19 protein-coding genes and 1 pseudogene are annotated in these 21,236 nt (G+C 58.9%); 11 read left to right on the top strand and 9 right to left on the bottom strand.

The annotated features are described in order from the left end of the window. Positions 1-238: 238 nt before the first annotated feature. From yghU to AK821_RS27285, 3 genes are all read right to left on the bottom strand, one after another. Positions 239-1,078: a glutathione-dependent disulfide-bond oxidoreductase gene (yghU, locus tag AK821_RS27295; RefSeq protein WP_064393022.1), complete on the bottom strand. Its 840-nt coding sequence runs from the start codon at positions 1,076-1,078 to the stop codon at positions 239-241. A 72-nt stretch (positions 1,079-1,150) separates the two neighbouring features. Next, complete coding sequence (locus tag AK821_RS27290) at positions 1,151-1,606, bottom strand: hypothetical protein (protein ID WP_064393021.1); 456 nt, start codon at positions 1,604-1,606, stop codon at positions 1,151-1,153. A gap of 224 nt (positions 1,607-1,830) precedes the next feature. Further along, positions 1,831-2,778, bottom strand: a complete 948-nt coding sequence (locus AK821_RS27285) for a LysR family transcriptional regulator (RefSeq protein ID WP_064393020.1) — start codon at positions 2,776-2,778, stop codon at positions 1,831-1,833. A 125-nt stretch (positions 2,779-2,903) separates the two neighbouring features. Between AK821_RS27285 and AK821_RS27280 the strand changes: the two genes are divergently transcribed. The 3 genes from AK821_RS27280 to AK821_RS27270 all read left to right on the top strand — a co-directional run bounded on the left by AK821_RS27280 (position 2,904) and on the right by AK821_RS27270 (position 6,088). Further along, entirely contained in the window at positions 2,904-3,179 is a 276-nt protein-coding gene (locus AK821_RS27280) for a DUF2798 domain-containing protein (protein ID WP_064393019.1), read from the top strand. Positions 3,180-3,466: 287 nt separating this feature from the next. After that, positions 3,467-5,254 carry a thiamine pyrophosphate-requiring protein gene (locus AK821_RS27275; protein ID WP_064393018.1) on the top strand — a complete coding sequence of 596 codons (1,788 nt, stop codon included), beginning with the start codon at positions 3,467-3,469 and terminating at the stop codon, positions 5,252-5,254. Between the two features lie 117 nt (positions 5,255-5,371). Then, positions 5,372-6,088 carry a DUF72 domain-containing protein gene (locus AK821_RS27270; RefSeq protein WP_064393017.1) on the top strand — a complete coding sequence of 239 codons (717 nt, stop codon included), beginning with the start codon at positions 5,372-5,374 and terminating at the stop codon, positions 6,086-6,088. 47 nt (positions 6,089-6,135) lie between these two features. Here AK821_RS27270 and AK821_RS27265 read toward each other — a convergent pair whose 3' ends face one another. Further along, positions 6,136-6,954: an alpha/beta fold hydrolase gene (locus tag AK821_RS27265; RefSeq protein ID WP_064393016.1), complete on the bottom strand. Its 819-nt coding sequence runs from the start codon at positions 6,952-6,954 to the stop codon at positions 6,136-6,138. Between the two features lie 171 nt (positions 6,955-7,125). On the opposite strand from AK821_RS27265, the gene AK821_RS27260 reads away from it, so the two are divergent. The 3 genes from AK821_RS27260 to AK821_RS27250 all read left to right on the top strand — a co-directional run bounded on the left by AK821_RS27260 (position 7,126) and on the right by AK821_RS27250 (position 8,530). Beyond that, positions 7,126-7,575, top strand: coding sequence for a winged helix-turn-helix transcriptional regulator (locus AK821_RS27260; protein ID WP_064393015.1), 450 nt, complete (start codon positions 7,126-7,128; stop codon positions 7,573-7,575). A gap of 57 nt (positions 7,576-7,632) precedes the next feature. Next, on the top strand, positions 7,633-7,881 hold the full coding sequence (locus AK821_RS27255; RefSeq protein WP_064393014.1) for a hypothetical protein: 249 nt from the start codon (positions 7,633-7,635) through the stop codon (positions 7,879-7,881). Positions 7,882-8,005: 124 nt separating this feature from the next. Continuing rightward, on the top strand, positions 8,006-8,530 hold the full coding sequence (locus AK821_RS27250) for a hypothetical protein (protein WP_064393013.1): 525 nt from the start codon (positions 8,006-8,008) through the stop codon (positions 8,528-8,530). A gap of 873 nt (positions 8,531-9,403) precedes the next feature. Here AK821_RS27250 and AK821_RS27240 read toward each other — a convergent pair. Continuing rightward, entirely contained in the window at positions 9,404-10,447 is a 1,044-nt protein-coding gene (locus tag AK821_RS27240; protein WP_064393011.1) for an LLM class flavin-dependent oxidoreductase, read from the bottom strand. A gap of 203 nt (positions 10,448-10,650) precedes the next feature. Here AK821_RS27240 and AK821_RS31515 point away from each other — a divergent pair. Both AK821_RS31515 and AK821_RS31510 read left to right on the top strand, forming a co-directional pair. Beyond that, positions 10,651-11,691: pseudogene (locus AK821_RS31515) on the top strand (cache domain-containing protein); the annotation flags it as partial. 138 nt (positions 11,692-11,829) lie between these two features. After that, positions 11,830-12,597, top strand: coding sequence for a methyl-accepting chemotaxis protein (locus AK821_RS31510; RefSeq protein WP_442965602.1), 768 nt, complete (start codon positions 11,830-11,832; stop codon positions 12,595-12,597). Between the two features lie 146 nt (positions 12,598-12,743). On the opposite strand, the gene AK821_RS27230 is transcribed toward AK821_RS31510, so the two are convergent. After that, positions 12,744-13,229 carry a flavin reductase family protein gene (locus AK821_RS27230; RefSeq protein ID WP_064393009.1) on the bottom strand — a complete coding sequence of 162 codons (486 nt, stop codon included), beginning with the start codon at positions 13,227-13,229 and terminating at the stop codon, positions 12,744-12,746. Between the two features lie 324 nt (positions 13,230-13,553). Here AK821_RS27230 and AK821_RS27225 point away from each other — a divergent pair, with 324 nt between their 5' ends. Further along, positions 13,554-14,960 carry a purine-cytosine permease family protein gene (locus AK821_RS27225; protein ID WP_064393008.1) on the top strand — a complete coding sequence of 469 codons (1,407 nt, stop codon included), beginning with the start codon at positions 13,554-13,556 and terminating at the stop codon, positions 14,958-14,960. Between the two features lie 251 nt (positions 14,961-15,211). Beyond that, a complete protein-coding gene (locus AK821_RS27220; protein ID WP_064393007.1) occupies positions 15,212-16,312 on the top strand; it encodes a polyamine ABC transporter substrate-binding protein in 1,101 nt (366 codons plus the stop codon). A 103-nt stretch (positions 16,313-16,415) separates the two neighbouring features. On the opposite strand, the gene AK821_RS27215 is transcribed toward AK821_RS27220, so the two are convergent. Then, positions 16,416-17,393 carry a TerC family protein gene (locus AK821_RS27215; RefSeq protein WP_064393006.1) on the bottom strand — a complete coding sequence of 326 codons (978 nt, stop codon included), beginning with the start codon at positions 17,391-17,393 and terminating at the stop codon, positions 16,416-16,418. A 173-nt stretch (positions 17,394-17,566) separates the two neighbouring features. Between AK821_RS27215 and AK821_RS27210 the strand changes: the two genes are divergently transcribed. Further along, positions 17,567-18,508: a Dyp-type peroxidase gene (locus AK821_RS27210; protein ID WP_064393005.1), complete on the top strand. Its 942-nt coding sequence runs from the start codon at positions 17,567-17,569 to the stop codon at positions 18,506-18,508. Positions 18,509-18,555: 47 nt separating this feature from the next. On the opposite strand, the gene AK821_RS27205 is transcribed toward AK821_RS27210, so the two are convergent. Beyond that, complete coding sequence (locus tag AK821_RS27205) at positions 18,556-20,259, bottom strand: amidase (RefSeq protein ID WP_064393004.1); 1,704 nt, start codon at positions 20,257-20,259, stop codon at positions 18,556-18,558. A 126-nt stretch (positions 20,260-20,385) separates the two neighbouring features. Beyond that, positions 20,386-21,174 carry an AraC family transcriptional regulator gene (locus tag AK821_RS27200; protein ID WP_064393003.1) on the bottom strand — a complete coding sequence of 263 codons (789 nt, stop codon included), beginning with the start codon at positions 21,172-21,174 and terminating at the stop codon, positions 20,386-20,388. Positions 21,175-21,236: the final 62 nt, after the last annotated feature.

Below are 21,236 nucleotides of genomic sequence, written 5' to 3'. Positions count from 1 at the left end.
CAAAGATGTATTTGTATGAGCTAGAGAGATTGATCCGCACAAAGAAAGATAAACGAGTCAAATAATTAACAATTTGTTCCCAGTGGGCGAGCTGGCCCCCCCGCTGCAAGCAGGGCGATTGGGGAGAGTGAAGGAAGAGATTTGGGGGGGTGGAGGGGGGGGGGGGTGGGGGGGGCGAACAGTGCGTAGCGGTGTCGATCCTGTGATTCTCGATCGACACCGCTACCGAAGGGATGATTCAGTCTAGATCTGCAGCCTGGTGGCGCTCGGCAACCTGACTCTCTTCATCGCCCCACGTGCGGTTGACGCGCATGCCGCGGACGACCGCAGGCCGCTGGGCGATGTTTTCGGCCCAGCGTTGGACATGGGTGTATTCCTGCGCGGAGAGAAATTCCGCCGCCGAATACACCGTGTTGCGTACCAGTTGGCCATACCACGACCACACCGCGATATCGGCGATGGTGTAGCTGTCGCCCGCCAGATAAGCGCTTTCGCCGAGACGCCGATCTAGCACATCCAGCTGACGCTTGGTCTCCATGGTGAAGCGGTTGATCGGATACTCAAGCTTCTCCGGCGCGTAGGCATAGAAATGTCCGAAGCCGCCGCCCAGATAAGGCGCCGCGCCCATTTGCCAGAACAGCCAGTTCATGGTTTCGGTGCGTCCGGGCAAATCCCTGGGCAGCAAGGCGCCGAATTTTTCCGCCAGATACAGCAGGATCGAACCGGACTCGAAGACGCGGATCGGTGGCTCGACGCTGCGATCGAGCAATGCCGGAATCTTCGAATTCGGATTGATCCCGACGAAGCCGCTGGAGAACTGATCGCCTTCGTTGATGCGGATCAGCCAGGCATCGTATTCGGCACCGCTGTGACCGAGCGCGAGCAACTCTTCGAGCATAATGGTGACCTTCACGCCATTCGGTGTGGCCAGCGAATAAAGCTGCAACGGGTGCTTGCCGACCGGCAGGTTTTTTTCATGCGTTGGCCCGGCAGTCGGGCGGTTGATGCTGGCGAACTGGCCGCCGGACGGTGCGTCGTTTTTCCAGACCTTGGGCGGAACGTAGGGCGCTTTGCTCATGTAACTGACCTCATCGTTGGCTGGCTGAGAATAGACAGACACCCTAAGGAAAATTCAGCGCCCGTGCCAGGCTTACTTCGTGCTGTTTGCGTGACCGATATCCCCACAAAAAATATCCACGTTGCCATCGGTTGCGGCGGTGCGTACGACTACCGAATATTCGCCGGCAAGCAATGTCGACAATGCTACCGGCGCACTTCTGGAAAATGCCCAGCCGCGCACGGGCTGGCGTTCAGTGCTGACTTTATCGTTCATCGCGTAGGCCACCGGCCCCGGTTGTGCGCAACTGCCTTGATTGACGAAGGCATACAGGCGCAGGGGCAGCGAGGCGCCATTCGGTGCGCCGCTGATGAAGAAACTGAAGCCGGTTTGCTTGCCGCCCCAGTCAGCGAGGGTGACGTTGCCGATCTGCCCGCTGTTCTGGCGGGTGGCGGTGAGCGTCACGTTCGCGCCGGGGCTTGCGGAAGTGGCGCAGCCGGACAGGCTTGCTGCAAGCATCAATAGGCTGAGCGATTTTGCGGGTTTCATTGCCGAGCTCCTGTGCTGAAGAGTTTGCAACGATTCAGTTAAGCAGATTGCCCTGAAGGCTCATGCTCTGGCCCCTTCGCTGGCGAGCAGGCGAGATGAGTGCTGGATGTGCCGGCCCCATCGCGAGCAGGCTCACTCCTACAGGGATTTTTTGGGTTGCCGGAGCATTCGCACCGCCGTTGGACAGTGTAGGAGTGAGCCTGCTCGCGATGAGGCCGGTGGGGTTACCGGCAAGCTGTGCTGGCGTCGGCCGACTCAGCGCTCATCGGCCAACGCGTCTGCAGGTGCCCAGTCAGATAATCGACAAATGCCCGAACCTTTGGCGTCATCGCCGTGCGTTCCTGTACGCAGGCGTAAATTTCCATCGGTTCAACAACCGCGCTGTGCTGATGTTCAAACAGCGGCACCAGTCGACCACTCTCGATAAAGGGCGCCGCGACGAATTCTGCCAGCCGGGTAATGCCTGCACCGTTGGCTGCCATCAGCGCCAGCGCGTCGATGTCATCGCTGATCGCAGTTGCCTTGATGTCGGCATCGTAACGTTCTCCGTCGCGGATAAAGCTCCAGCGCAGAAATCGCCCATCCAGCGGATAACGGAACGCCAGGCAAGCGTGATGTCGCAGATCGTCCGGTGATTGCGGCCAACCGGCGCGCTGCAAATAGGCAGGCGAGGCGCACATGATGAAAGGCAGGGAGACGATCTTGCGCGCAACGATGCCGTCCTCCAGTTGCGGCTTGATCCGCAGGCTCAGATCGATGCCGTTCTGGATATGGCTGATCTTGCCATTGGTGGTCGACAGTTCAACGATCAGGCGCGGATGCAGCGCGGCGAAACCCGCGAGCAGCGGCGCCAGCACATGCCGGCCGAACGCTGAGGTCGAGGCGATGCTCAGGCGACCTTGCAGTTCGGTTTCGTGGCTGCTGATCAAGCTTCGCGCCGACTCCAGATCGGCGGCGATACGCTTGACCCTGTCGTAATACACCGCGCCGTTTTCGGTCAGCGCCATGCTGCGCGTGGTGCGTTGCAGCAAACGCACGCCGAGATGTGCTTCCAGTCGATTGAGGGTCTGGCTCACCGCTGCCGCGCTGACACCCAATGCCTTGGCAGCGCTGACGATGGAACCCGATTCGACCACTTTGATAAAACTGGCAATCGCCGCTAACAGATTCATCCATGGCCCGCACAGAGGATTGATTCGTAAGTTGTGCTTTATAAAGTACCTGCGATTGGCCGTCTAGTTGCGGGGAAACGCCTTTGCTAAGGTGCCGGCTCCCTGCCAATGGATGGAACACCCATATGAATCAAAGCACTCGTTCCGACGCGGTTTACCCGAGGCGTCGCAGGCTTTCGTCGCGCGCCACGCCGTACGTATTTGCGTTGTACATGGCAACGATCATGGCGTTTCTGATGTCGCTGGTGATCACCGCCGCCAACTCCGGGATTGATAACGACTACCTGAATAATGCGTTGCACGCCTACAAACTGGCGATGCCAGTGGCGTTCCTGTGCATTCTCGTCGTACGGCCCATCGTGATCAAACTGGTGGCGTTGACGGTGCATCCGCACCATTAGTGTTGCTCGAGCCAATATTGCACCAGCGCACCTTGCGATCCTTACCGGATCCTGCTCGGGAAACGGCGGATGATCGATACGTTGCTGTTGCTCGTGGCTCGGTCTCTCACGGCAGATATCGGCGTGCTACTGCGGTGGATACGCGCCAACGAGCAGAAAGCCTGCGACCTGAACCGGTGCAAATCAATCGAAACTTCGTCGCCGGCCCGACTGTCCAGACCCTTACATCTGCCGACGGGTATTACGTGGGCGAAGGCTCCATGCACCGGTGACAAGCGAGGATCGAAATGACGACGACAGTGGGAGATTTTCTGGTTGAGCGGCTCAGCCAATGGGGTGTCACGCGGATTTTTGGATATCCGGGCGACGGCATCAATGGTGTCTTCGGCGCGCTCAGCCGGGCTCAGGGAAAAATCGAATTTGTTCAGGCGCGGCATGAAGAAATGGCGGCGTTCATGGCCTCGGCGCATGCCAAGTTCACTGGTGAGCTGGGTGTGTGCATCGCCACTTCCGGCCCCGGCGCCTCGCACCTGATCACCGGGCTCTACGACGCGCGGATGGATCACATGCCGGTGCTGGCAATTGTCGGCCAGCAGGCGCGTACCGCGCTCGGCAGTCACTATCAGCAAGAACTTGATCTGCTATCGATGTTCAAGGATGTCGCTGGCGCATTCGTGCAGCAGGCGTCGGCGCCTGCGCAAGTCCGCCATCTGCTTGACCGCGCCGTGCGCACGGCCATTGGCGAGCGACGTGTCACGGCAATCATCCTGCCCAATGACTTGCAGGATCTGCCCTATGAAGCACCGGCCCGGGCGCACGGCACCGCACATTCCGGGATAGGCTATAGCAAGCCGAAAGTTCTGCCTTACGACGTGGATCTGCAGCGCGCAGCGCAGGTGTTGAATGCCGGCGACAAGGTCGCGATTCTGGTCGGTGCCGGTGCGTTGCAGGCGACCGATGAAGTGATTGCGGTGGCGGAAAAACTCGGCGCCGGGGTGGCCAAGGCTTTGCTGGGTAAAGCTGCGTTGCCGGACGATCTGCCGTGGGTCACCGGCAGCATCGGCCTGTTAGGTACCGAGCCCAGCTACAAACTGATGACTGAGTGCGACACCTTGTTGATGGTCGGCTCGGGTTTCCCCTATTCCGAATTTCTGCCCAAGGAAGGCCAGGCTCGCGGCGTGCAGATCGACTTGCAGCCGGACATGCTCAGCTTGCGTTATCCGATGGAGGTCAATCTGGTCGGCGATGCCGCCGAAACCCTCGCCGCGCTGTTGCCACTGCTGGAACAAAAGACCTCAAACAAATGGCGCAAGAAAGTCGAAAGCTGGCGCGGCAGTTGGGAGAAAACCCTGGAAAAACGCGCGATGGCCAAAGCCAGTCCGATCAACCCGCAGCGGGTGGTGTACGAACTGTCTCCGCGCCTGCCCGATCAAGCGATCATCACCAGCGACTCTGGCTCCTGCGCCAACTGGTATGCACGGGATCTGAAGATCCGGCGGGGCATGCAATGTTCGTTGTCCGGTGGCCTGGCGTCGATGGGCGCTGCGGTGCCCTATGCGATTGCCGCCAAGTTCGCCCATCCCGAGCGCTCAGTGATTGCTCTGGTGGGTGACGGCGCGATGCAGATGAACAACATGGCCGAGCTGATCACGGTCGCCAAGTACTGGCGACAGTGGGCGAGTCCCCAATGGATCTGCGCGGTGTTCAACAACGAAGATCTCAATCAGGTGACCTGGGAGCAGCGGGTGATGGAAGGGGATCCGAAGTTCGAAGCGTCGCAGAGTATTCCCGATGTGCCGTATCACTTGTTCGCGATTTCCATTGGCCTCAAAGGCATTTTTGTCGATCGCGAAGAAGACGTCGCCGCTGCGTGGGAGCAGGCGCTGGCATCGGATGTACCGGTGCTGATCGAGTTCAAGACCGACCCGAACGTGCCGCCGCTGCCGCCGCATATCAAGCTTGAACAGGCGAAGAAGTTCGCCACGACCTTGCTCAAGGGCGACCCTGACGAGGCGGGCGTCATCCTGCAAACTGCCAAACAAGTGCTCAGCTCGGTCCTGCCCGGCAAAAAATAACCGGCTAAATCCCCTGTAGGAGCTGCCGAAGGCTGCGATCTTTTGATCTTTGTTTTTAAGATCAAGATCAAAAGATCGCAGCCTTCGGCAGCTCCAGTACGGGGGAATGGAGGTGTGATGATTTTTGTGGGTTGTGCGGGGTGGAGTCTTGGGCGCGAATATTGGCCGGAATTTCCCGCTGAGGGTACGCACTTGCAGCGCTATGCCGCACGTCTCAATAGCGTGGAAATCAACAGCTCGTTCTACCGTCCGCATCGTCGCCAGACCTATGAGCGTTGGGCAGACTCAGTGCCGGACGGGTTTGCTTTTTCAGTGAAGATACCCAAGCTCATCAGCCATGAATTGCGCCTGGCAGGTAGCGCAGCAGCACTCGATGAATTCCTCGAACAGTGCGGCGGACTGGGCGATCGCCTCGGTTGTTTATTGGTGCAGTTGCCGCCTTCGCTGGCGTTTGATGCCGCCATCGCCGAGGCATTTTTCATGGCTTTGCGGGAGCGGTTCGGCGGGGCCGTGGTGCTGGAACCCCGGCATCAATCGTGGTGCGAGGCCGAGCGGTTGTTGCTCGATTACCGGATTGCCCAGGCAGCAGTCGATCCGTCGCGCCTCAGCAGTGACGCTGCGCCAAGAGGTTGGGCGGGCGTCAGATATTGGCGCTTGCATGGCTCACCGCGCATTTACCACAGCCGCTACGATTCAGCGTTTCTGCAACGATACGCACAAGCAGTGCAGATCGCGGCGGCCGAGGGCGCCGCGACGTGGTGCATCTTCGACAACACCGCCAGCGGCGCGGCGCTAGGCAACGCGTTGGGACTGGCGGTATTGACGTCGCGTTGAATCAGACCGTCAGGTGCTCAGCGAGAGTTGCCAATCTCTGCTGCATCTTAACGCTGGAGAAACGCCAGCAGGTCTTCATTCAATGCTTGTGCGTGCGTCACCGCAAACCCGTGCGGCGCGCCGGCGTAGACCTTCAGTTCGGCGTCCTTGATCGAAGCGGCGGCCAGTTTGCCGGTGGTTTCGAACGGCACGATCTGATCGCCGTCGCCATGGATCACCAGCGTCGGTACATCGATCTTGGCCATGTCGGCGCGGAAGTCGGTTTCCGAGAATGCCGTCACGCAGTCGACGGTGCCTTTGAGTGAGGCCAGCAGCGCGATGTTCAGGGTTTGCGTGAGGACGCCGTCGGAGACTTTCTGGCCCTGATTGGTGCCATAGAAAGGCGCGGCGAAATCCGCGATGAACTGCGCACGATCCTGCAGCAGGCCGGCCTTGATGCCGTCGAACACCGACGTGTCGACGCCTTGCGGGAAGTCGGCTTTCTTGCCGAACAATGGCGTGACTGCACCCAGCAACACCAACCCGGCGACACGCTCGCTGCCATGCCGGGCGATGTAGCGGCTGACGTCGCCGCCACCCATGGAAAACCCGACCAGGGTGACATCGCGCAGATCCAGATGGTTGATCAGTTGCGCGATGTCATCGGCAAACGTGTCGTAGTCGTAGCCGGTCCATGGTTGATCGGAACGGCCAAAACCACGGCGGTCGAACGCAATGGTGCGGTAGCCGCGACTGCTCAGGTATTCCATCTGGTATTCCCACATGTCGGCATCCAGCGGCCAGCCGTGGCTGAACAGCACGGGCTTGCCGCTGCCCCAATCCTTGAAATAGATCTCGGTGCCGTCTTGAGTGGTGAATGTGCTCATGCAAACTCCTTGGGTCGGGGGAGGGACGTGTCGATGCCGAATTGGCCATGTTTACTATCCGCGCAAAGTTCGTTTGCCACTTGTACGCAGGTGCTGGGTTGCAGCGCTGAGGGTTGTATGATGCAACCCTGAGCCACAAGGCCGCCCACCGATCTGCTGGAGAACATTTACGTGAAGCGCAAAAGCCTGCAAGGCAACGCCTGCCCGGTCGCCCGGACACTCGACCTGATCGGTGACTGGTGGTCGCTGTTGATCATTCGCGATGCGCTGGAAGGCATTCGCCGTTTCAGCGATTTTCAGAAGAGCCTCGATATTGCGAAAAACATCCTCAGCGCTCGGCTCAAGGCGCTGGTTGAGCAGGGGATTCTGCAAACGGTGCCGGCCGCTGATGGTGGCGCCTATAAGGAGTACGCGCTGACTGAGCGCGGCAAGGCCTTGCAGACGGTGATCGTTGCGTTGTCGCAGTGGGGCGGGGAATTCATGTACGCGCCGGGTGAGTCGGGCTCGGTGATGGTCGATGCGCAGCATCGTCAGCCGATTCGCAAGCTGGAACTGCTGGCTGAGGATGGGCGAAAGTTGCAGGCGGATGAAGTCGCAACGCGCCTTGGTGTGGCGCACTGAGGCGCTTCGGCGATCTTCCTGTACAGTTCGTGAACTAGAAAATCCGGGAGCAGCAAATTGATCGACAGAAAAACCGGCCAGCGAATTCTGGTTCACATCGATGAGCTCTACGGCCCCTATATCCGTGTCTCAACCTTTGAAGACGGCGGTGCGCTGGAAGACCTGCTGGACGAAAAATTCTTCGTCCTCTACTGGAAGGGCACTCACGACGATCTGAAGGATGCGGGAGGCAACGAGTACTTTTTTGGCGGTGCTGCCGACCCGGTGAAACTGCAAGCGATCCTGGATTCAATCGACTTCGACTGAAAAAAAACCGACTTGCTCGGGGCCTTTTCATCTACGAGCGGAATGCTTTTCAAACAGTGAAGTAATACATCGGTCTTTGAGGGGGATTTTCTCAGCCGCTGCTTGATAACCTGGAGTTGAATCGATGAAAGTTTATCAGGGTGATATATCCAAAGAGTCGTTGAACCTGTTTGTTTCGGGTGTTGGCTCTGGGGAGTTCTTTTCATATGCAGGGAACTTGGTTTCATTGGAGCAAGCGATTGCTGTTTTAGGTGTGCTTTCTCCTGATTTTATCGAGGTGGAAGGCCACGTCTTCTGGCTGCCTGACGCTCAGCAATACGATCCGCAAAAAATTCAATTGAAGGGTTTGGTCGAGTCTGAATCTGGTGTAATGGAACAAAGTACATCGCGTAGAGACGTTGAGCGATACAGAAATGTTTTTTCAATAAGTCAGTTTTTTTCAAAGTGGGAAGATGCGCCGGGCCGACCCATATTCAGGGTTGGCCTGTCGGAAGAAGATTATCGTCTTTGTCGTTTGTTTGCCGAGCAGATCAGTAGATATTGGAGGCGCGCGTTATCAGATTCCTTCCCAGAGAAGGTATTCCAGTTTGAAATTGCTGATGATCTTCTCGATGAATATGGGGTTTGTCTGACTTTCTGGCAGACATAGTTGACGGGGCAGGGGAACCACGTTTAGAGAATACTCTTCTGTGACTATGAGGGGCTTACGGGTATTCGTTAGCGCATCAATGGCGAAAGCGGAACGGCCAGCTTCCTGCAGGCAGGCGTTTGCTGCCGAAAGTGTCGTTTGTTCCGGGTGGTGAGTTTGTGGTGGATTGTTCAGGTATTTTGAGTCGATTGCTGGGACCGACAACGCCAAAGACAAATTGCGACTCCTGTCTCAGGCGCACAACCCGGTTCTGTCTGAGCTTGCGGCCAGGCACATGGGTCGCAGCGACTGGCCATGAAGCTGGCACGCTTTTTCGTAAATGGCGAGTTCCCCCGAAAAAACTCAGTGGGCTTCTTGAACGTTTTTCGCCATTACCTGTTGCGGATTTACAAACAAACCAGCGCCTTTGAACTGTTTTATTATGATCCGCCGTGAGGGAGGGAAATTCTGATGCCGTGCGAGCAGTGTGGCGCAAAGCGGGTTGCCTTCAAGGCTGGCCGCACTCAGGGCGTACAGTGTGTCCAGTGTGGCGCATCGGTGGTAACCAGCCATTTTTCGACTATAGAAATTGATGAGACTCAGTATGAGCTGCGCTGTCGTGGGGACTATCGAGATCAGGCGCATGTCAGAGCGGTAGCTGCAGCGACCGGTGACAACTTTTTAGTGGCAAGAAATCTGCTCCAGCAGGACCGTCCTCTGCTGATGGTCGGTCAGGCGCAGGAGGTTTTGAAGGTTCGAAATAGTCTTCTGGCTGTTGGAATGGCTTGCGAAATCTGCCCCGAATTTCGTTGGGAATAAGGGAGTCAGGCCTGAAAAAAACGCCCCGAGTCTATCGGGGCGTTTTTCATTCACCGAACACTGAATCCCAAGTGCTTAGCGAAACGCCGGCACCACATGCTTGATAAACAACTCCAGCGACTTCTTTTTCTCTTCGTGCGGCAAGCTGTTGTCGCACCAGAAGCTGAACTCATCCACGCCCAGTTCCTGGTAATACTTGATGCGCGGAATGATCTCTTCCGGCGTGCCGATCATGGCGGTCTTGTGCAGGCTCTCCAGTTCAAACTCCGGACGCCCGGCAAACTTCTCTTCCGGGCTTGGGTCGAGGAAGCCGTTGACCGGCGTTGCCTTATTGCCGAACCAGGCATCGAACGTGCGATAGAAACGCGAGATCGCTTTGGCGCCGACTTGCCAGCCGTCCGGGTCGTCGGCGGTGTGCACGTGGGTGTGGCGCAGGACCATCAGTTGCGGGCGCGGTACGTCCGGGTTGTTGTCCAGGGCAGTCTGGAATTTGTTCTTCAGGTCGAGGACTTCCTCGTCGCCCTTCATCAATGGCGTAACCATCACATTGCAACCGTTGGCCACGGCGAAGTTGTGCGAATCCGGGTCGCGGGCGGCGATCCACATTGGCGGATTGGGCTTTTGAATCGGCTTCGGCACGCTGGTCGAGGTCGGGAATTTCCAGATGTCGCCGTCGTGGGCGTAGTCGCCTTGCCACAGGGCACGGACCACCGGAACCATCTCGCGCAGTGCCTGGCCGCCGGATGAGGCGGGCATGCCGCCAGCCATGCGATCAAACTCAACTTGATAGGCGCCACGCGCCAGTCCGACTTCCATGCGCCCGTTGCTGATGACGTCGAGCAAGGCGCATTCACCGGCCACCCGCAACGGGTGCCAGAACGGCGCGATGATGGTGCCGGCGCCGAGGTGAATGGTGGTGGTTTTCGCCGCGAGGTAGGCCAGCAGCGGCATCGGGCTCGGCGAGATGGTGTATTCCATGGCGTGGTGTTCGCCAATCCACACGGTACTGAAACCGCCGGCCTCGGCCATCAGGGTCAGTTCGGTCAGGTCTTCGAACAGTTGGCGGTGGCTGACGCTTTCGTCCCAGCGCTCCATGTGTACGAACAGGGAAAATTTCATGACGCTACCTCGGATCTCTTGTTGATGGCCGGTCGTTTGCGGGCCTGTGTCACTGGCGTGAGCGATGAACGCTCGCAAGTCTTCTCACCATTCAAGCACGCCTTCGAGGACGGCTGGTCGGTTGATTGAATATTGGTATACCATAATACGGAATATCCGCAAAATATTTCTGACCGACACTTCGAACAAGGAAGGCGCAACAGATGAACATCAAACAAAAACTGACCCTGGCGTTCGCGGTGATCGCCAGTCTGCCGGTGTTGCTGGTGGCCGTGCTGATCATCCTCAATGTCCGCGATGGGGCGCGGGACAACTTCATCGATAGCACCGGGAGGGAGGTGCGTCAGGTCGAGAACGCCATGCAGCTGTTCTTCGAAGGCATCAGCCAGAACGTTGCCTATCTGGCTGAGCATCCGCAATTGCAGGGAATTGATGGCAGCCTTAAACGCTACCTGAGCAGTGACGCCGCGCAGATCCCGATGGGGCCGCAGGATCAGCAAGTGTTCACGCTGTTCGCCGGACTGGCCAAGGCCCATCCGGCTTACACCTATCTCTCGCTGGGCACCGAGCAGGGCGGTTATCTGTTCTGGCCGGGTGATCCTAAACTGGCCAATTACGATCCGCGCACGCGGCCCTGGTACCAAACCGCGATGGCCAATCCCGGCAAGACGCTGCGCACCGATGCCTATTACTGGGCGGCGGATGATGTGGTGTTGGTGAGCACCGTGCGCAGCTTCAACAATCAGTTGGGCAGCGACGCCGGCGTTGTGAACATCGATGTGTCGCTCAAGCAACTGACTGATCTGGTCAAGCAGATCCGCCTCGGCGACAGCGGTTATCTGATGCTGATGGAGGCCAACAATACGGTGTTGGTCGACCCGAGCGACCCGGCGCACAACTTCAAGCAACTCACCGACCTGGGCGATGGCTACAAACAACTGGCCGAGGCGGGTAAAGGTCTGGTGGAAGTGGAACTGGCCGGCGAGCGCTACATGGCGCTGGTCTGGCCGTCAGAGGCGCTGGGCTGGCGCTTCGTCGGTGTGGTCAAGGCCAGCGAAGTCATGGCCGGTGCCACGCGGCTGACGTGGATCATCGGCGCCATCGCTGTGGTGTGCGCGCTACTGTTCGCCATGGCCGGTGCCTGGTTTGCCGGGTTGATGGTCAAGCCTATTCGTGGCGTGGCCAGTGGTCTGGAAGGCATTGCACAGGGCGAAGGCGATCTGACCGCGCGACTGGATGTGCGCGGGCAGGATGAAACCGCGCAACTGGCTGGCTGGTTCAACCAGTTTCTCGAAGCGATCCGCACCTTGATCCAGCGCATCGGTCAGGCGGCCGGGCAGATTCACAGCAGCTCCGCCAGCGCCACCGAGGTCTCGGCGGAAATGGCGGACGTCGCCTCACGGCAACGCGAGGCGGTGGACATGGTTTCCACGGCGTTTCATGAAATGGTCGCCACCTCCAACGAAGTCGCGCGCTCGTGCAGCCAAGCGGCAGATTCGGCCGACAACGGCCAGCGCCAGGCTCACGCCGGGCAACAGCAGATCGACGCAGCGGTGAACAACGTCGGGCGTCTGAGTCAGGAGATTGGCCATAGCGCTGAGTCGATGCAGCAATTGGAGCAGGACAGTAACGACATTCAGTCGATCCTCGGCACCATCCGCTCGATTGCCGAGCAGACCAATCTGCTGGCACTGAACGCGGCGATCGAAGCGGCGCGGGCAGGGGAGCAAGGTCGTGGATTTGCCGTGGTCGCCGATGAAGTGCGCGCACTGGCCAAACGCACCGCAGACTCCACTGGCGAGATCGACGCGTTGCTCGGCAATCTGGCGCGGCGCACCCATCAGATGGGCAAGCAGATGCACGCCAGCCTTGAGGTGTCGCAGGACACCGTGGTGTCGATCAACGAAGCGCGGGCGAGTTTTGGCTTGATTCGTGAGTCGGTGGACGTGATCCGCGACATGAACACGCAGATCGCCACGGCGGCGGAAGAACAGCATCAGGTGGCCGAGGATATCAATCGGCATATCAGCCAGATTCATGGAGATGCGCAGTTGGTGGCGAGTCTGGCCGATTCGACGCGGCAGGATGCGCAGAATCTGACGGCGTTGTCGCAGACGTTGAATCAGTTGGTGAGCCGGTTCCGCCCCTGACCCCGCCAGCCCAAACACCACAAAACCCTGTGGGAGTGAGCCTGCTCGCGATAGCGTTATGTCAGTCGACCTTTAGTTAACTGACACACCGCTATCGCGAGCAGGCTCACTCCTACAGTTGATTTATGTTGATCTGGCGTTCTGGATCAAGCCACCGCAGGCAACGCACCCATCTTCCCGTGGCAATACACCAGCGGTGCGGACACTTGTTCCGGCACGATCAGATTCTTCACCGCACCAACCATGATCGCGTGGTCGCCCCCTTCATATTCGCGCCACAACTCGCACTCGATCACGGCCGTCGCATTGGCCAGGATCGGGTTGCCCAGTTCGCTCAGCGTCCACTCGATACCCTGCGCCTTGTCCTTGCCTTTACGCGCGAAGGCGTAGGCCTCGCTCTGTTGCCCACCGGACAGCACGTGAATGGCGAAGCGTTTGTTCTTGATCAAAACCGGGTAGGAATCGGAGCTGTAGTTGGGGCAGAACAGCACCAGTGCCGGGTCCATCGACAGCGAACTGAAGGCGCTGGCCGTCAGGCCGACGATCTGGCCGTCGTCGTCCAGCGTGGTGATGACAGTGACGCCGGACGGGAACGAGCCCATGACTTGTTTGTAGATGGCAGCATCGATCATTGGGTGGTCCTCGGGTGTTTTGACACGGTTTTTATATGTTTATAGGTCTGATGGTATACCGTAATACATTCTTTGCAAGGGATTTTCAGGTGAACCGATAAACGTGCTGCTTTCGTCGGAAAGCCAATGTTTACGGGGCTTTTATCTAGCCAGAGGCAGGCAGTATCAGCGAGGATAGCAGTGCAGATCGCGTGCAAATCAGCGGATCAGTCTTGTGCAAAGTTTGGAATACCATAATATGGTCGGCATCTGAGGGGCGGCCATAGAGTCCCCCCGGTTTGGCTTCATACAACGATAAGAACAGACAAACTCGAGTTCATGCATATGTCCCAGATGTCCCGGCAAGATCCGTTGATCGAGAACCATACGGTCGACTACGTCCCACTCGCGGAACGCCACGGGAAGGCCCGCGACCTGTTCACCCTTTGGTTCAGCACCAACATTGCGCCACTGCCCATCGTCACCGGCGCCATGGTGGTTCAGGTGTTCCATCTCGATTTGTTCTGGGGGCTGCTGGCGATTGCGCTGGGGCACATGATCGGCGGCGTGGTGATTGCGCTGGCGTCGGCCCAGGGCCCGCGCATGGGCATTCCGCAGATGGTCCAGAGTCGCGGCCAGTTCGGCCGTTATGGTGCGCTGCTGATCGTGTTTTTCGCGGCGATCATCTATATCGGCTTCTTCATTTCCAATATCGTGCTGGCCGGCAAATCCATCGTCGGCATCGCGCCCTCGGTGCCGGCGCCGCTGAGCATTCTGATCGGTGCGTTGGCGGCCACGGCCATCGGTGTGATCGGCTACAACTTCATCCATACGCTGAACCGTATCGGCACCTGGGTCATGGGCAGCGCGTTGCTGGCCGGTTTTATCTACATCTTCGCCCATGACTTGCCTGCGGACTTCTTCACTCGCGGCAGCTTCAACCTGTCCGGCTGGCTGGCGACCGTGTCGCTGGGGATCATCTGGCAGATCAGCTTCTCGCCGTACGTCTCTGACTATTCGCGTTACCTGCCAGCCGACATCGGCATCGCCAAGCCGTTCTGGGCGACCTATCTGGGCGCGACGCTCGGCACCATTCTGTCGTTCACCTTCGGCGCGGTGGCTGTGCTGGCGACGCCGCAAGGCACTGAAGCGATGGTCGCGGTCAAGCAGTCCACCGGTTGGCTGGGGCCGATTCTGATGGTGTTGTTCCTGCTCAACATCATCAGCCACAACGCGCTGAATCTGTACGGCGCGGTGTTGTCGATCATCACCTCGATCCAGACTTTCGCCAGCCAATGGACGCCGAGCATCAAGGTGCGCGTGGTGCTGTCGAGTGGGGTGCTGGCGGGCTGCTGTGTGGTGGCGCTCGGGGCTTCGGCGGATTTCATTTCCGAGTTCATCGGCCTGATTCTGGCGTTGCTGCTGGTGCTGGTGCCGTGGGCCTCGATCAACCTGATCGACTTCTACCTGATCAAGCGCGGCTGCTACGACATCACTTCGATCTTCCGCGCCGATGGCGGCATTTACGGGCGTTTCAATCTGCACGCGATCATCGCCTATTTCATCGGCATCATCGTGCAACTGCCGTTCGCCAACACCTCGCTGTACGTCGGGCCTTACGCCAACCTGGTCGACGGCGCCGATCTGTCATGGCTGGTCGGTCTGGTGGTCACTGTTCCGCTGTATTACTGCCTGGCGACGCGCGGCCAGACTCAGCAGAGCAGGGCAGCGAAACTGGGTTACACCGATTGACGCATTCAACGTAAACAACAATGCCCGGCCAAGTGCCGGGCATTGTTTTTTCAGTATCCGGGCGGTCATTCATATTGGCCATATCGATCCCCTTTTGGCCGATCAACCACTGTGAACCAACTACGCTGTCAGCAAGAATCAAAACCATAATTAAACGCTGGACTGTTTTTGCCCTTGGCTACCTTTCAAGCCGCTGCCGTGTACAGAACATAAAAACCATCGAACTCACGCCGCATTTTGGGGAAACAACCATGGTCACGATGAAACGCATTCTGGGTGCCACCGTGTGTGGGCTGACGCTGTTGGCCAGCGCCGTCCAGGCTGAGCAGCGCGAACTGCGGGTGTACAACTGGGCGGATTACATCCTGCCCTCCGTGCCCAAGGATTTCGCGGCAAAAAGCGGCATCAAAGTGACCTGGGACACCTTCGATACCAACGAATCCCTGGAAGCCAAACTGCTCACCGGCAACTCCGGTTACGACCTCGTCGTGCCGTCGAACCAGTTCCTCGAAACGCAAATCAAGGCTGGCGTGTTCCAGAAACTCGACAAGTCGAAACTGCCGAACTGGAGCCACCAGGATCCCGAGTTGTTGAAACTGCTCGGCAAGAACGATCCGGGCAACCAGTACGGCGTGCCTTACATGGTCGGCACGGTGCTGATCGGCTTCAACCCGGCCAAGGTCAAGGCAGCATTGGGTGACAACGCGCCGGTGGACAGTTGGGATCTGGTGTTCAAACCCGAGAACATGGAAAAGCTCAAATCCTGCGGTGTAGCGATGCTTGATTCGCCGACCGAAATTCTGCCGTTGGCTCTGCATTACCTCGGCCTCGACCCGAACAGCCAAAACCCCGCCGACTATGAAAAAGCCAAAGAGCTGATGCTCAAGGTTCGGCCCTACGTCACCTATTTCAACTCGGCCAAATACATGACCGACATCGCCAACGGCGACATTTGCGTGGCCATCGGTTACTCGGGCAGTTTCTATCAGTTCGGCAACCGTGCCAAAGAGGCGAACAATGGCGTGGTGGTCGACTGGCGCTTGCCGAAGGAAGGCGCGCCGATCTGGTTCGACACCTTCGCGATTCCGAAGAGCGCGAAGAACGTCGAAGAAGCCCACGAATTCCTCAACACCTTGCTCGATCCGAAAGTGATTGCACCGATCAGCGACTTCCTCGGTTACCCGAATGCGAACAAGGATTCGATGCCGCTGATCAACAAGGAAATCACTGGCAACCCGAACCTGACACCGACCCCCGAAGCTCTGAAAAACCTCTACGTCGTCCAGCCATTGCCGCAGAAAATCGAACGCGTACGCACCCGCGTCTGGACCAACATCAAATCTGATAAATAATCTCCGTCCAGACGAAGTTCCCCGGTAGGAGCTGCCGCAGGCTGCGATCTTTTGATCTTGTTTTTAATCATCAAAGTCAAAAGATCGCAGCCTGCGGCAGCTCCTACAGGGGTTCGGTTTGGTTTTGTTTTCGGGTGGTGACCAGGCTCAGCAGCACCGACCCGAAAATCACCGCACCCACCACCGCCAGCGACCACTCCACCGGCATATGCACCCATGGCATCAGCACCATCTTGCCGCCGATAAATACCAGCACAATCGCCAGTCCATACTTGAGCAAATGAAAGCGGTCAGCCATGTCCGCCAGCAGGAAGTACAGTGCGCGTAATCCCATGATCGCGAAGATGTTCGAGGTGAACACGATGAACGGATCGGTGGTGACGGCGAAGATTGCCGGGATGCTGTCGACCGCGAACATCAGGTCGCTGGCTTCGATCAGCACCAGCACCAGAAACATCGGCGTTGCCCAGCGTACGCCGTTCTGCAGGACGAAGAATCGTTCGCCATGGAAGCCGCTGGTAATGCGCAGATGCCCGCGTACCCAGCGCAGCAACGGATTGTTGTCGAGATCAGGTTGCTGCTCGGCAAACGCCAGCATCTTGATCCCGGTGATGATCAGGAACACCCCGAAGGCGTACAGCAACCATTCGAACTGCGACACCAGCCACACACCAGCGAAGATCATCACCGCGCGCATCACGATCGCCCCGAGCACACCGTACAGCAGCACGCGACGTTGCAACTCGGGGGGCACGGCGAAGTAGCTGAAGATCATGACGAAGACGAACATGTTGTCGATCGACAGCGACTGCTCGATCAAATAGCCGGTGAGGAATTCGAGGGTTTTCTGCCGGGCGATCTCGCCGCCGAACTCGCCGTGCAGATACCACCAGAGCAAACCGGCGAAACTCAGGGCGAGCAGGCACCAGGCAATGACCCAGGACAAGGCTTCGCGCACGGACACCCGATGTGCCTTGCGCCCGCCGAAGACAAACAGGTCCAATGCCAGCATGGCGAGAACGAAAACGATGAAGGCGCCCCACATCCACGGTTCGCCGATATTGATGTTCGTGGCTGGCATGGCACGCTCCCTGTCTTATTGGTTTAGAGTCAGACGGGGTGATGCTAGCGACGACGTTGCGGCAAAGAAAACTCGTTTATTTCTGCTTAACAGTTCGTAAAAAACGAAGTGTCGGGCTACAGCAGTGTCCCCAACCTTTTTCGTCCATCTCTTACAGAGCGGCAATTTCAGCGATGAGCAATGACCCTTTGGAACCTCAAGCCGTCGGCAGTCCGATCACCAGCAGCGCGATTTTCATTGTCGCCACGCTCAATGCAGGCGCCGACGCCGTGCAGACAGTGAAGGACTGGTGCGGTGATGTTGCCGGGCTGGTGCGATCGGTCGGCAAGCGCGTACCGGCGGGCAACCTGACGTGCGTCTGCGGGTTTTCGTCGAATGCCTGGGATCGTTTGTTCGGCAGCCCGCGGCCGGCGTCATTGCACGCGTTTCGTGAGTTCGGCGTAGAAGGGCGGCAGGCACCGGCCACGCCGGGTGACCTGTTGCTGCACATCCGCGCCGATCAAATGGACCTGTGTTTTGAGCTGGCCACCCAGATCATGGCCGTGCTCGGCGATGCGGTGACCGTGGTCGACGAGGTTCAGGGTTTCCGCTATTTCGACATGCGCAGCATCATCGGTTTTGTCGACGGCACGGAGAATCCGGTCGGGCGCAAAGCGTTGAATTTCACCATCGTCGGCGATGAGGATGCGGACTTCAGCGGCGGCAGTTACGTGCTGGTGCAGAAATATCTGCACAACATGACGGCGTGGAACGGCTTGAGTGTCGAGGCCCAGGAGCGAGTGATCGGTCGCACGAAACTGTCGGATATCGAATTGGGGGAAGACGTCAAACCGAGCAATTCCCACAGTGCGCTGACCACGATCACTAACGCTGCGGGCGAGGAAGTGAAGATCCTGCGCGACAACATGCCATTCGGTCGGCCAGGAGCGGGGGAGTTTGGCACGTTCTTCATCGGTTATGCGCGTTCGCCCGAACCGATGGAGCAGATGCTGGAAAACATGTTCGTCGGCAAACCGCCGGGCAATTACGACAAGTTGCTGGATTTCAGCACCGCCGTCACCGGTGGCCTGTATTTCGTGCCGTCGGCCGATTTGCTTGAAGCGTTAGCGGATTAATAACGGCAAACGGGGTCGGGACTGAAAAGTCCCGACCCCGTTTTGTTTCAGGACAGCGGCGGCGTGCGCGGCGGCACCAGACGTTTGGAGCCCGTCGATTCAAACGCCGAGGCCAGACGCAGCAGCGTCGAGTCGTCGTAGGCGCGACCGGCAAAGGTCAAACCGGCCGGCATGCCGATGTCGGCCATGACGCCCATTGGCACCGTTACCGTTGGCACGCCAAGGTGGCGAATCGCGAGGTTGCCGTTGGCGACCCAGACCCCGTTGCTCCAGGCGATGTCCGCTGATTGCGGATTGACATCGGCATCCGCCGGGCCGACGTCGGCCACCGTCGGGAACAGCACCGCGTCGAGTTTCAGCGCATCCATCCAGTCTTCAAGATCGAGCTTGCGGGTCTTTTCCAGACCGCGCAGACCGTCCGGCAACGTTGAAATCTGATCCCACGGTGTGATGCCACGCTCGGCCATGCGCACGTATTCGTCCATGCCGGCCGCCAGATCGCCTTCGCGGTTAGGCAGAGTGCCCGGGTCGTGGGGGAAGATTTTCGGCCCATCGACATCGACCAGACGATTGAGCTTCGGGTCGCCGTTGGCGCGCAGGAAGTCGTCAAAAGCCCAAGCCGACAGATCCCACAGTTCGTGGTGCAAAAACTCTTTGGAGACGATGCCGCGATTGAACACGGTCGGCGCGCCCGGGCGGTCGCCTTCGCAGTTGGACACCAGCGGAAAATCGACTTCGATGACTTCGGCACCGGCCGCTTCCAGCGCAGCGCGCGCCTGTTTCCACAGGTCGATCATCGACTCGCGGGTGTTGATGCGTTGCCCGGTCGGGCCGCCAATGCCGGGTTCTGCGCTGGTGCCGGCCTCAGGGTCGGCGTTGATGTACATCTTCGGCACGCCCAGACGTTTGCCCGCCAGTGCGTCGGCCTTAACCGCCAGTTCGGCATAGGCAGCAGGGCGCACGGACATCACGCTCGGGATCGGCACCCACGGCTGCAGGCGCCAAAGATCACCACGGCTGTCGGTGTCTTCGGCGACCACGACGTCGAGCACTTCGAGCAAGTCGGCCATGGTGCGCGCGTACGGCACGACGACGTCCATGGTTGGGGTCAGCGGCCAGTTGCCGCGCACCGAAATCACCCCGCGCGACGGCGTGTAGGCGCACAAACCGTTGTTCGACGCCGGGCCGCGCCCGCTCGACCAGGTTTCTTCAGCCAGACCGAACGCGGCGAAACTGGACGCTGTCGCGGTGCCGGCACCGTTGGACGAGCCGGAGGCGAATGGCGCCGTCAGGTAATCAGCGTTATACGGACTTTCGGCGCGGCCATAGACACCGCGCTGCATGCCGCCATTGGCCATCGGCGGCATGTTGGTCTTGCCCAGGCAGATCGCTCCGGCCGCGCGCAGACGTTCGATGGTGAACGCATCGCGATGGGCGACAAGATCGACAAATGCCGGGCTTCCGGACGCTGCCGTCAGGCCTTTGACCAAGTAGCTGTCCTTGGCGGGGTACGGAATGCCGTCGAGCGGGCCGAGGGTTTCGCCCTTGGCGCGGCGCTCGTCGGCAGCCTGCGCTTCTTGCAGCGCATCGGGGTTGCGCACCACCACGGCGTTGAGCGCGGTGGCGGTGTCAGCACCGTCGTAGGCATCGATTCGCGCCAGATAAGCCTGCACCAACTCGACCGAAGTGGTCTGGCCGGAGACCAGCGCAGCGCGCAATTGGGCAATGGAAACTTCAGTGACTTCGATCATGTCATTACCGCCGTCAGGTTCTCAAAAAGGTTTTTATTGTGGAACGTGCGAAAGATTTTCGATGGGTGTAACTCTACCCTGAACGTTCAGCAAAGGCATGTGCAAGTTCGATAATTATCGGGTTATTCAGCGGAAAAATTCCCCCGGTGTCTCTCCAAACTGCTGACGGAAGGCTGAAATGAATGCCGAAGTCGAGTCATATCCGCACGCCAACGCCACGTCGGTGACGCGCTCGCCACGTTCCAGGGGTGTCAGCGCACCGAGCAGGCGCAAGCGTTGACGCCAGGCACGAAAGGTCAGGCCGGTGTCGCGCAGAAACAGACGGGTGAGGGTTTTCTCGGTGACGCCGAATTTTTCGCTCCAGTGGCTGAGCGTGGTCTGCTGTTCCGGATGTTGCTCCAGGCTCTGATAGATCTGCTTCAGGCGGGCGTCTTGTGGCAGCGGCAGCATCAGGTCGATCTGCGGTGCTTCGGCCAACTGGTCGAGGATCACCTGCGCGAGTCGCCCGTGCGCACCGCTCTGGTCATATTCCACCGGCACCTGACTGAAGGCGCGGATCAGCTCCCTGAGCAAATCGCTGACGCCCAGCACATGGCAACGCTCGATCGCCCAACCGGCGACGCTGCAATCGATGTACAGGCTGCGCATCTCGGTGTGCGGCGAACTGAACACCCGATGCGGCACACCGGCGGGAATCCACACTGCGCGCTCGGGTGGCGCGACGAAGCGCCCGGCGCTGGTCTGCACTTCGAGTACGCCCTGGATCGCGTAGGACAATTGCACCCACGGGTGACTGTGGCGGCGGGTCAGCGCACGATTTGGCAGCGATTCGGTGCGTCCGTACAGCGGACGCGGCAAGCTGGGAAGTCCGGGAATACTGCGTCTGACGCTTTTGTCGTGTCCTTTTGGCGGCATCTGGAGGATCTTCGGCGTTAGTCGGTAATTTGCAGTCACGTTAAAGTCGCTGTTACGTACTG

The organism is Pseudomonas sp. RIT-PI-r (assembly GCF_001297015.1).
GTDB lineage: Bacteria > Pseudomonadota > Gammaproteobacteria > Pseudomonadales > Pseudomonadaceae > Aquipseudomonas.
The sequence above is the reverse complement of the archived record's forward strand: the minus strand, read 5'-3'. Positions and strand labels throughout refer to the sequence as shown.

Coding starts and splice junctions, on each gene's coding strand:
- yghU (WP_064393022.1), bottom strand. CDS start 1,078: ATGAGCAAAGCGCCCTACGTTCCGCCCAAGGTCTGGAAAAACGACGCA.
- AK821_RS27290 (WP_064393021.1), bottom strand. CDS start 1,606: ATGAAACCCGCAAAATCGCTCAGCCTATTGATGCTTGCAGCAAGCCTG.
- AK821_RS27285 (WP_064393020.1), bottom strand. CDS start 2,778: ATGAATCTGTTAGCGGCGATTGCCAGTTTTATCAAAGTGGTCGAATCG.
- AK821_RS27280 (WP_064393019.1), top strand. CDS start 2,904: ATGAATCAAAGCACTCGTTCCGACGCGGTTTACCCGAGGCGTCGCAGG.
- AK821_RS27275 (WP_064393018.1), top strand. CDS start 3,467: ATGACGACGACAGTGGGAGATTTTCTGGTTGAGCGGCTCAGCCAATGG.
- AK821_RS27270 (WP_064393017.1), top strand. CDS start 5,372: ATGATTTTTGTGGGTTGTGCGGGGTGGAGTCTTGGGCGCGAATATTGG.
- AK821_RS27265 (WP_064393016.1), bottom strand. CDS start 6,954: ATGAGCACATTCACCACTCAAGACGGCACCGAGATCTATTTCAAGGAT.
- AK821_RS27250 (WP_064393013.1), top strand. CDS start 8,006: ATGAAAGTTTATCAGGGTGATATATCCAAAGAGTCGTTGAACCTGTTT.
- AK821_RS27240 (WP_064393011.1), bottom strand. CDS start 10,447: ATGAAATTTTCCCTGTTCGTACACATGGAGCGCTGGGACGAAAGCGTC.
- AK821_RS31510 (WP_442965602.1), top strand. CDS start 11,830: ATGGCGGACGTCGCCTCACGGCAACGCGAGGCGGTGGACATGGTTTCC.
- AK821_RS27230 (WP_064393009.1), bottom strand. CDS start 13,229: ATGATCGATGCTGCCATCTACAAACAAGTCATGGGCTCGTTCCCGTCC.
- AK821_RS27225 (WP_064393008.1), top strand. CDS start 13,554: ATGTCCCAGATGTCCCGGCAAGATCCGTTGATCGAGAACCATACGGTC.
- AK821_RS27220 (WP_064393007.1), top strand. CDS start 15,212: ATGGTCACGATGAAACGCATTCTGGGTGCCACCGTGTGTGGGCTGACG.
- AK821_RS27215 (WP_064393006.1), bottom strand. CDS start 17,393: ATGCCAGCCACGAACATCAATATCGGCGAACCGTGGATGTGGGGCGCC.
- AK821_RS27210 (WP_064393005.1), top strand. CDS start 17,567: ATGAGCAATGACCCTTTGGAACCTCAAGCCGTCGGCAGTCCGATCACC.
- AK821_RS27205 (WP_064393004.1), bottom strand. CDS start 20,259: ATGATCGAAGTCACTGAAGTTTCCATTGCCCAATTGCGCGCTGCGCTG.
- AK821_RS27200 (WP_064393003.1), bottom strand. CDS start 21,174: ATGCCGCCAAAAGGACACGACAAAAGCGTCAGACGCAGTATTCCCGGA.